A 10,032-nucleotide genomic window follows, 5' to 3' on the forward strand; every position below is an offset into this window, starting at 1 on the left:
GTGCACCCCCTCCGCCCCATCACCCTTGGCCGACAGGACGGCGACGGACGGTGATCGCCGCGGCGGCGGCACGGGAGGACGGCACCATGCGGGACGACGAGGCGCGGATCCGGGCGCTCATCGAGCGCTGGGCGGAGGCGGTGCACCGGGGCGACCTGGACGCCGTGGTCGCCGACCACGGCGAGGACATCGTGATGTTCGACGTGCCGCCTCCCCACGACGGGGTCCGCGGCCTGCCCGCGTACCGGCAGGTGTGGCCGCCGTTCTTCGACTGGCAGGCCCGCGGCGCCTCGTTCGAGATCGTCTCCCTGGAGGTCACCGCCGGCGACGACGTGGCGTTCGCGTACGCCCTGCTCCGTTGCGGAACCCCGGAGGACTTCGCCCAGGACCCCGGGATCCGGCTCCGCCTCACGCTCGGGCTGCGCAGGCAGGACGGCCGGTGGGTGGTCGTGCACGAGCACCACTCCTTCCCCCACGCAGGCTGACCGGCCGCGCGCGGTCCGCGGCGGGCGGGCGTGGTCCGGCGGCGCGATAGCGTGCCCGGCATGACAGACGACTTCGACGTGCGGCGGGAGCTGGCCGCGGGCATGACGGACCCGGCCAGGGCCCTACGGTTCGTGCGCGGCTTCGCCGGGCACTGGCTCGCGCCCCTGCAGGAGGGCGACGGGTACGGTGCGCCCGAACTGACCGCCGCCGAGGAGCGCCTGGGCTTCGCCCTGCCCGCCGTGCTCCGTGACGCCTACCGGCTCTTCGGGCGGCGCCCGGACCTCACCAGCAACCACGACACGCTGCTCGCGCCCGAGCAGCTCCACGTGGACTCCCGCGAGGAGGCGCTGGTCTTCCGGTACGAGAACCAGGGCGCCGCGTCGTGGGGCATCCTCCTCGCCGACCTGCACAAGCCCGATCCGCCGGTCGTCATGAAGCCGGACCTCGCGGACAAGGAGGCCGAGCGGTGGTCGGCGTGGCTGGACCGCTTCTCGTGGGCCTGCGTCGAGATCGTCCTGTCGGAGTCGCTGCACGAGCCGTTCGAGCTCTGCGACTTCCGCGACGACCTCGACGAGGCCCACTTCGACGCCCTGGACGGGCGGTTCACCCCGCTGCCGTTCCCCGCGTACCCGCCCGGTGAGGACCTGGGTGCGCGCTGGTACGCCGGACCCGACGTCATACTCCGCGAGGACGACCGCACCTGCCTGTGGGCGCGGGCCCGCACCGAGGAGGCGCTCGACCGGGTGCGCGACGACCTCCCGGGCGACTGGCTCAACGACCCCCGCTGACCCCGGGCCCCGTCGGCGTACGGGTTCAGCCGAGGGGGACGTCCTCCTGGCGGAGGGCCTCCAGCGCGGGGCCGTACATGCGGGTCTTGATCGTGCCGAGCGTGGCGCCCGCCTTGCCGGCCAGAGGGCGGGCGAGGGCCACGGCGGCCTCGCGGACCTCGTCCTCGCCCGCCGTACGGTCCACGATGCGCTCGGCCAGCGCGTCGAGGCCGCCGTAGCGGCGCGCGGTGGTCATCGCCTCGTGGGCCGTCTGCGGGTGCAGGCGGGCCTGGATGAGGGCCGACATGCCGGGGGTGAAGGGGATGTTGATGTCCGCCTCGGGCAGGCACCAGTAGCCGCGGTCGGCGCGCATCACACGGAAGTCGTGGGCCAGCGAGAGCATCGCGCCCGCGGCGAAGGTGTGGCCCTGCAGGGCGGCGACGGTGGCCACCGGCAGGGTCAGGAAACGGGCGAGCAGGGCCTGCACGCCCGTGACGTACGCGCCGGCCTGGTCCGCGTGGGCGAACAGCCACTCCAGGTCGAGCCCGTTGGACCAGAACTTGCCGGTGGCCGCGGTGACCAGGGCCCGCGGCCCCTCGGCCTTCTCCACCTCGTCGAGCAGGGCGTCGACGGCCGCGAGCCAGTCGGGGTGGAAGCGGTTCTCGGTGTCCCCGAGGTCGAGGATGAAGACGTCGTCCTGGCGGTCGAGCGTGGGCATGATTGCTCCTTGGGGCGAAGGGGCGGACGGCCGGGGCGGCTGCGGGAACGCGGAGCCGGGCGGGCGCTTCCGCCTTGGCTCCGCGACCGGCATACCTACCGGCCGGTAACCTCGATGGTCCGCATCGTACAGGGAGCGGCGCGGCCTGTCCCCACCCAGGACGTCGCGTCAGGCGACGACCACCGGATGCCGCACCACGGCGTCGAAGAAGTAGCCCTGGGTGTTGAACACCGCCTCGTCCGGCTGGGTCCGTCCCGCGGTGTCGGTGGCGCGCGCCAGCAGCACGGCCGGGCCCGGGGTGCGCGGCCGCCACGGGACGGTCCAGCGCACCCACCCGTCCCGGCGCGGGACGTCGCGCAGTGCGGCCCGCCGCCAGGTGGCACCGCCGTCGGTGCTGACCTCCACCTGCCGCACTCCCCCGGCCCCGGACCACGAGCGGCCGTGCAGGATGCTGCGGACCCCCGCGGAGAATGCGGCCCCCGATTCGAGTTCGAAGGCGCTCTTGAGGGTCTGCCGGGTGAGCGGCGCGCTGCCGGCCTCGGGGAACCCGGGGCCGAACAGCCGGTAGAAGTCGGTGTTCCACGGCGAGTACAGCGGCTCGGCCGAGACCTCGATGTCACCCACCCACTTGACCGAGGAGATCCCCACCCACGAGGGCACGAGCACCCGCACGGGACGGCCGTGGTCGTGCGGCAGCGGAGCACCGTTCATGGCGTAGGCCAGGATCACGTCGTCCAGCGCCTTCGCCACGGGCAGGGGCCTGCGGACGCGGCCCAGGCTGACGCCGCCCGTGACGTACTCGCCGTCGAGACCGCGCGGCATGACGTCCACCGCGTGCCGGGTGACGCCCGCCCGCCGCAGCACGTCCGACAGGCGCGCGCCGCGCCACCGGGCGACACCGACGGCACCCAGGGTCCACGCGGTGCCGGAGACCGTCTGTCCCTGCTGGGAGGTGTAGAAGCTCCGGCCGTTGCCCGCGCACTCGACGAAGGCGGTGCGCTCCACCGGCGGCAGCGCACGCAGGTCGTCCAGGCCGTACTCCACGGCGTCGTCCGGGCCCGGGCCGCCCCGCAGCCCGCTCCCCCAGACCTTCAGCCGCCAGGTCGCGGCGTCGACGACGGGGGTGGATGTGTGGTTGCGCACGAAGAAGCGTTCGGCGGGGGTCAGGTAGCCGGTCCCGCGCAGCGCCTCCCACTTCGTCTCGGCATTGGTCCCGCGGAGGGTGAACCACTCGTCCGGCAGAGGCTTGACGATTCCCGGGGAGGTCGCGGCCGCGGCCCTCACCGGTCCGGGCAGGGCGAGGGCGGCGGTGCCCGCGGCGAGCAGGGTGAGCACCTCACGGCGTGACATCCCGTCGCCCCGGGCCCGTCCGGCGAGCCATTGGCGCAGCCGCAGGCGGTCGTAGGAGGCCTCGTCGACGGGAACGGTGGAGCGCGGGGCACGGGTCATGACGGTCCTGCTTCCAGTGGCGGGGAACGACCGAGGACGTGCGGAGGACCGCGCACGGCGGCGCGGTGACAAGGGGGGTGAACCGGAGCGGGGTGGCGACCCTGAGCGCTCAGCGACAACAGCGGCGCGACGCGGGAACGCGCGGCGTGCCGACGGTGCGTGCGGCCGTGATGGCCGGGCTGGTCGAGTTCACGCGCTCATCGTAGGGCCGGTCCGACTCGGCGTCAGCCCCGTCCCCGAAGTCCATCGCCATGCTGCCGGGCGGGGCCCCGCCGCACGGCGTGCTGACGGTAAGTCACCTCGGGTGTTCCGCTGGTGCGTTCCGCCTCCGTGTGGTTACCTTGCGTCATGACCCTGCTCGTGACCCGCCGCCACGTGGACTACGTGCGTGTCACCAGCATGGGCTGTCGCGCCGAGCGCTGACGCCGCGCTTCCGGCCTCCTGCCGCCGTCACCGGCCGCCGATCATCCCTTCCGCTTCCTTGCCTTCCCCTGCCCGGGACGCGTTCGCCTGCCGTCCCCGGCTGCTCTTGGGCGTGCCCGAGCCCGCCCCCGCACCCGCACCCACATGCGCACCGAGGGAGAACCATGAGCCAGCCCATCGACTCCGTCACCGCCGGCCACACCCCGGAGGAGTGCCCCGGCACCGGGCCCGACACCTCCGCCTGGTCGTTCGAGACCAAGCAGATCCACGCCGGCGCCGCGCCGGACCCGACGACCGGAGCCCGGGCGGTGCCGATCTACCAGACGACGTCGTTCGTCTTCCGCGACACGCAGCACGCGGCCGACCTGTTCTCCCTCGCCGAGCCCGGCAACATCTACACCCGGATCCACAACCCCACGCAGGACGTCCTGGAGCAGCGGGTCGCCGCCCTGGAAGGCGGTGTCGCCGCGGTCGCGCTGGCCTCCGGGCAGGCCGCGGAGACGCTGGCCATCCTGAACGTCGCGTCCGCCGGGGACCACATCGTGTCCAGCACCTCGCTGTACGGCGGCACGTACAACCTGTTCCGCCACACCCTGCCCCGGTTCGGCATCGAGGTGTCCTTCGTCGACGACCCGGACGACCTCGACGCCTGGCGCGCCGCGATCCGCCCCGGCACCAAGGCGCTGTTCGCGGAGACGCTCGGCAATCCGCGCGGCAACGTCCTGGACGTGCGGGCGGTCGCGGACGTCGCGCACGAGGCGGGGGTGCCGCTCATCGTGGACAACACGGTGCCGACGCCCTACCTGCTGCGGCCGATCGAGCACGGCGCGGACGTCGTCGTCCACTCCGCGACGAAGTTCCTCGGAGGCCACGGCACCACCATCGGCGGGGTCGTGGTCGACGGCGGCAGCTTCGACTTCGGCGCCCACGCCGAGCGCTTCCCGGACTTCAGCGCCCCGGACCCGAGTTACCACGGGCTGCGCTACTGGCCGGCCCTGGGCCCGGGGGCGTACGCGGTCAAGCTGCGCGTCCAGTTGCTCCGGGACATCGGCCCGGCCATCGCCCCGCACTCCGCCTTCCTGCTCCTCCAGGGCGTGGAGACGCTCAGCCTGCGCATCGAGCGCCACTCGGCCAACGCCCAGGCCCTCGCCGAATGGCTGGAACAGCGTGACGAGGTGGCCGCCGTGCACTACCCCGGGCTGCCGTCCAACCGCTGGCACGCCGCGGCACGGCGCTACCTGCCGCGCGGAGCGGGCGCGGTGCTCGCCTTCGAGCTGCGCGACGGCGTCGAGGCGGGCAAGCGGTTCGTGGACGCGGTCGAACTCTTCAGCCACCTGGCCAACATCGGCGACGTCCGCAGCCTGATCATCCACCCGGCCTCGACCACGCACAGCCAGTTGGACGAGGAGCAGCTCGTGGCCACCGGCACCTCGCCCGGACTGGTGCGCCTCTCGGCCGGCCTGGAGAACCTCGCCGACCTCAAGGCGGACCTGGAGGCCGGGTTCCGCGCCGCGAAGGGCGCGTCCTGAACACCACGCCTGCCGCCGCGCTCCCCCTCCCGCCGGCCTCCGGGGCCTGGCGGGAGGGGGACCCGCCGGGCCGCCGCCGGTGGCACGCGCTGGAGAAGCCGCTGCCGCTGGAATCGGGCGGCGAGCTCCCGGGGGTGCGGATCGCGTACGAGACGTGGGGCAGGCTCTCCCCGGACCGCTCCAACGCGGTGCTGGTCCTGCACGCCCTCACCGGCGACAGCCACGCCGCAGGGCCCGCCGGGCCGGGTCACCCCACGCCGGGCTGGTGGGACGGGATGATCGGACCGGGCCGCGCACTCGACACCGACCGGTGGTTCGTGGTGGCGCCGAACGTCCTGGGAGGCTGCCAGGGCAGTACGGGGCCGTCCTCGTGCCGGCCCGGCGGACGGCGCTGGGGCGGTGCGTTCCCGCAGCTGACGCAGCGCGACCAGGTCGCTGCCGAGGCCGAAGTGGCGGACGCGCTGGGCATCGGCCGCTGGGCGCTGGTGGCGGGCGGGTCCATGGGCGGGATGCGCGCCCTGGAATGGGCCGTGTCGCGGCCGGAACGCACGGAGGCGCTGCTGCTGCTCGCCTGCACCGCCGCGGCGAGCGCGGAGCAGATCGCCTGGGCCAACGTGCAGCTGCACGCCATCCGGGACGATCCGCACTGGCGGGACGGCGACTACCACGACGCCGCGCCGGGGCACGGCCCGCACGCGGGGCTCGGCCTGGCCCGGCGGCTGGCCCATGTGACGTACCGCAGCGAAGCCGAGCTCGGCGCCCGTTTCGGGCGCGCGCCGCAGGAGGCGGAGGACCCGTGGCGCGGCGGCCGCTACCAGGTGGAGTCCTACCTGGACCATCACGCGGCCAAGCTGGTCCGGCGCTTCGACGCGGGGAGCTACGTCGCCCTGACCCAGGCCATGAACGGGCACGACGTCGGCCGCGGACGCGGCGGGGTGAGGGCCGCCCTGCGCCGGGTGACCGCGCGGACCGTGGTCGCCGGGGTCTCCTCCGACCGCCTCTACCCGCTCGCGCAGCAGGAGGAGCTGGCGGCCGGCATCCCCGGCGCGGTGCCCGTCCGGGTCGTGGTCTCCCCGTACGGGCACGACGGCTTCCTCATCGAGACCGCGCAGGTCGGCGAACTCGTCGGGGAGCTGCTGGGCCGGGCGGGGCCTTAGGGGGCGGGCGTTCGCCGCGGCGCCATGCCGCGGTCACCTCCGGGACGTCTCCGCCTGTGACGGTCGGAGAAGTTGGCTATACAACTTTGCCCCGAGGAGTGACCGTGTCCGCCCTGTCCAGTTTTCCCGTCGGCGACCTGCCGGCGATGTGGCTCCGCGACAACTGCCCCTGCGCCGAGTGCCGCGACCCGCGGTCCGGGCAGAAGCTGTTCCAGATCGGTTCCCTGCCCGCCGGGCTGCGGGTGGGCCGGGCGGCCGACGCCGCCGGGGACGGCCCGCCCGCCGTCGACGTGGTCTGGGAGCCCGACGGGCACCGCTCGTCGTACCCGCTGACGTGGCTGGAGGCCGCCCGGCCCGGCCGGACCGGGCACGGTGACCTGCGCACCGAGGCCGGGAAGGAACTGTGGACCGCGCGCGAGGTCGCCGGGCGGCTGCCCGAGGCGGACTGGGAGGAGTACGTGGGCGAGCCGGGTGTGCGGGCCCGGATGCTGGAGTCCGTGCTGCGGCTCGGCTTCATGCTGCTGCGCGGTCTGCCCGGGCGCGAGGGCCAGGTGCTGGAGGTGGCCGAGACCTTCGGGTTCGTCCGCGAGACCAACTACGGGAAGCTCTTCGACGTGCGCGTCGAGCCGGACCCGAACAACCTCGCCTTCACCTCGGCCGCCATCACGCCGCACACCGACAACCCGTACCGGGATCCCGTTCCGACGCTCCAGTTGCTGCACTGCCTGGTCAACGACGCGGACGGCGGCGACTCCGGTCTCGTCGACGGCTTCGCGGCGGCCGCGCTGCTGCGCCGCGAGGACCCGGAGGCGTACGACGTGCTCACCCGCACGCCCGTGCCGTTCGTCTTCCGTGACGCGGGGACCGAACTGCGGGCCGACCGCCCGCTGATCGGCACCGACCCGCTGGGCCGCGTGCGGGAGGTGCGGTTCAACAACCGCTCGATCGGCACGCTGCGGATGGCCGCGGACGAGCTGGAGGCGTTCTACACGGCCTACCGCACCTTCGCCGAGCTGCTGCTCCGCCCCGAACTGCAGCTGGACCTGCGGCTCGCGCCCGGCGACTGCCTGGTCTTCGACAACACCCGGCTGCTGCACGCCCGCACCGCCTTCGCCCAGGACGGGGCGCGCCACCTCCAGGGCTGCTACGCCGACCTGGACGGGCTGGCGAGCACCCTGGCCGTGCTGCGCCGCGCGGACACCCTGGAGCCGCTCGCCGAACTGTTCGCGGGCGCGGTGTCCGCGGAGTACCTGGGCGAACCCGTCACCATGGCCCAGCACATGCTGCAGGCGGGAGCCCTGGCCGAGGCCGCCGGTGCCCCGCCGCACCTGGTGGCCGCCGCGCTGCTGCACGACATCGGGCACGTGGAGGGCGGGGTCGTCACCGGCCGGGACCTGATGACCGGCCACGACAACCGGCACAGCCACACCGGCGCCGACCTGCTGGGCCGCTGGTTCGGGCCCGAGGTCACCGAACCGGTGCGGCTGCACGTGGCCGCCAAGCGCTACCTGTGCGCGGTCGAACCGGGGTACCACGACCGGCTGTCGGAGGCGTCGAACTACACCCTGGAGGTCCAGGGCGGTGTGATGACCCCCCGCCAGGCGGCCGAGTTCGCCGGGCTGCCGGGCGCGGCCGACGCGGTCGCCGTCCGCCGCTGGGACGAGGAGGCGAAGGACCCCGACGCCCTCACCCCGACCTTCGCGCACTTCCTCCCGCTGCTGGCCGCGCTGATGCGCGGGTAGACGGCAATCCCCGGGGTGCCGGAGGCGGTCGTCCGGCCGTCCCGCCGTCTCACGCCCTTCGGGGGCACAGATGCGGGCTGCGGAGGGGAAGGTGGCGGCCTGGGGCCGGCCGGCGCTGCGCGGCTGGTGGATGGCCGGGGTTCGGGCGCCGAAGCGGCCCGCCTCTCCGGTGGCATGGGCCTCGTTGCCGTCCGCGGGTGCAGATGGCCGGTTGCCGCGCCCACTGCCTGTGGTGGGCGCGCCCCCCGTGACCCGCGTCTGCGGGTGGTTCCCCGGGATCGGGCTCACCTTTGCCGTCCGGTACGGCGAGAGCGAGCCCGATCTCGCCCCCGCAACAGCTGCCGCACGCGAATGCTCCTGCTCCAGGCGCTCGGCACCGGGCATCAGACCGGGCGGATCGAGCGCTCCCGCTCGGTCGCCAGCCGGCGGATGCGCTGCGTGCGGCCTGCGGCCGCCAGCCGGTTCAGCACCGCGGGTTCGTCCGAGGACGCGGCGAGGCGCAGTTGGAGCCAGTCCGACCAGGAATCCGGAACGGATGCGTCGCCGAGCAGGGCGGTCACCGACGCGCTCTGCAGGACGCCGATTTCGCGGGCGCGCCGGGCCGCGTACGCACGGCCGCGCTCGGTGCCGAGCCGGTCGGTCCAGGCCGAGTGGCCGGAGGGCGGGAGGCGACCGAGGACGTGCAGGACGATGCCGAGGGCCACGCTCGGGTCGGGTTCGACGGCACGGCGTCGTACAGGTCGGGCAGACAGGCCGGGTCGTCCAGGGCCCGCCGGTACAGGACCCAGCGCTCGTGCTCGTCGGAGAGGTCACCGCGGAGGTCGCCGGCGATGGCGCCGAGGCGGTGGGCGAGGGCGGCGGTGACCTGGTCCAGGCCCCGGGACACTCAGTCCTTCCCGGGACGGGGGCTGTGGCGGCGGCCGAGCGTGGAGGCCGCCACGGAGTTGTGCACCGTGAAGGCGATGGTGCCGGGCAGGTAGCGGTCCTCGGACCACTCCACCGGCGCGCCCTCCGGATCGGTGGTGCGGCGCCGCTCGCGCAGCAGGACCTGCCCGGGCGGGCAGTCCAGGAGGCGGGTGTCGTCGGCGTCGGCCCAGGCCAGGTCGATGGTGTGGTCGGCGTCGGTGAACAGGACGCCGTGCGCGACGAGGGCCTCGGTGTGCGAGACCGTGTCGGGCGGCAGTTCGGCCACCAGCGCGCCGATCCGGGCCGGGTAGAGGGAGCGTTCGACCATCACCGGCTCCCCGGACAGGGTCCGCACCCGCAGCACCAGGTAGACCTCGGCGCCGTCCTCCAGGCCGAGCTGATCGGCCTCGGAGAGCTCTGCGGGCCGCCGCACCACGCTGTCCACGCGGCCGCCCGGGGTCTCCCCGATGGAGCGGGCCCAGTTGGTGAAGCTCAGCAGCTCCGAGAAGCTCTGTGCCCGCGGGCCGCCGAGCACCGTGCGCCGGGTGCCGCGGCGCGAGGTGACCAGGCCGTCCGAGCGCAGCACGGCCAGCGCGTGCCGGACCGTGCCCCGGGAGACGCCGTAGCGCTCGGCGAGGGTGCCCTCGGGGGGCAGTTTGGTGCCGGCGGCGTAATCGCCCGCGATGATCGCCTCGCGGAGTCCGGCCGCGACCTTGCGGTAGCGCAGCTCGTCGTCCGGGGTGCCCTGCTCCTGCCGCACCGTGGTCTCCTGCGCTGCTCGTGCCGTGCGGGCCGCCCCTGCGGGCGGTTCCCCCGACCCTACCCGGAGGGGACGGGCGCCGGCCCGTCCCCCGT

At 74.6% G+C, this 10,032-nt stretch carries 9 protein-coding genes; 5 read left to right on the top strand and 4 right to left on the bottom strand.

Features of this window, described 5'->3' with window-relative positions:
- Positions 1–86 precede the first annotated feature (86 nt).
- Complete coding sequence (locus PV341_RS40475; protein ID WP_500360426.1) at positions 87–485, top strand: YybH family protein; 399 nt, start codon at positions 87–89, stop codon at positions 483–485.
- A 60-nt stretch (positions 486–545) separates the two neighbouring features.
- On the top strand, positions 546–1,274 hold the full coding sequence (locus tag PV341_RS40480) for an SMI1/KNR4 family protein (RefSeq protein WP_500326295.1): 729 nt from the start codon (positions 546–548) through the stop codon (positions 1,272–1,274).
- Positions 1,275–1,299: 25 nt separating this feature from the next.
- Here the strand turns inward: PV341_RS40480 and PV341_RS40485 are convergent, their stop codons facing one another.
- Positions 1,300–1,971 (bottom strand): enoyl-CoA hydratase-related protein, encoded by a 672-nt coding sequence (locus PV341_RS40485; RefSeq protein WP_500326297.1) that lies wholly within the window; start codon positions 1,969–1,971, stop codon positions 1,300–1,302.
- A gap of 168 nt (positions 1,972–2,139) precedes the next feature.
- A complete protein-coding gene (locus tag PV341_RS40490; RefSeq protein WP_500326299.1) occupies positions 2,140–3,420 on the bottom strand; it encodes a sulfite oxidase in 1,281 nt (426 codons plus the stop codon).
- 587 nt (positions 3,421–4,007) lie between these two features.
- Between PV341_RS40490 and PV341_RS40495 the strand changes: the two genes are divergently transcribed.
- The 3 genes from PV341_RS40495 to tmpA all read left to right on the top strand — a co-directional run bounded on the left by PV341_RS40495 (position 4,008) and on the right by tmpA (position 8,271).
- Positions 4,008–5,372: a bifunctional o-acetylhomoserine/o-acetylserine sulfhydrylase gene (locus PV341_RS40495; protein WP_500360420.1), complete on the top strand. Its 1,365-nt coding sequence runs from the start codon at positions 4,008–4,010 to the stop codon at positions 5,370–5,372.
- Complete coding sequence (metX, locus tag PV341_RS40500; protein ID WP_500326526.1) at positions 5,369–6,529, top strand: homoserine O-acetyltransferase MetX; 1,161 nt, start codon at positions 5,369–5,371, stop codon at positions 6,527–6,529. Before PV341_RS40495 ends, metX begins: the two co-directional genes overlap by 4 nt.
- Positions 6,530–6,633: 104 nt before the next feature.
- A complete protein-coding gene (gene tmpA / locus PV341_RS40505; RefSeq protein ID WP_500360422.1) occupies positions 6,634–8,271 on the top strand; it encodes a 2-trimethylaminoethylphosphonate dioxygenase in 1,638 nt (545 codons plus the stop codon).
- Positions 8,272–8,654: 383 nt separating this feature from the next.
- Here tmpA and PV341_RS40510 read toward each other — a convergent pair whose 3' ends face one another.
- Both PV341_RS40510 and PV341_RS40515 read right to left on the bottom strand, forming a co-directional pair.
- Positions 8,655–8,975, bottom strand: a complete 321-nt coding sequence (locus tag PV341_RS40510; protein WP_500360424.1) for a hypothetical protein — start codon at positions 8,973–8,975, stop codon at positions 8,655–8,657.
- A gap of 182 nt (positions 8,976–9,157) precedes the next feature.
- The gene (locus tag PV341_RS40515) at positions 9,158–9,937 is read right to left on the bottom strand and encodes a GntR family transcriptional regulator (RefSeq protein WP_500326306.1); all 780 of its coding nucleotides are present in this window, start codon (positions 9,935–9,937) and stop codon (positions 9,158–9,160) included.
- Between the last annotated feature and the right edge of the window lie 95 nt (positions 9,938–10,032).

Source organism: Streptomyces sp. PA03-1a, from assembly GCF_033792805.1.
In the GTDB taxonomy this organism is placed as follows: Bacteria; Actinomycetota; Actinomycetes; order Streptomycetales; family Streptomycetaceae; genus Actinacidiphila.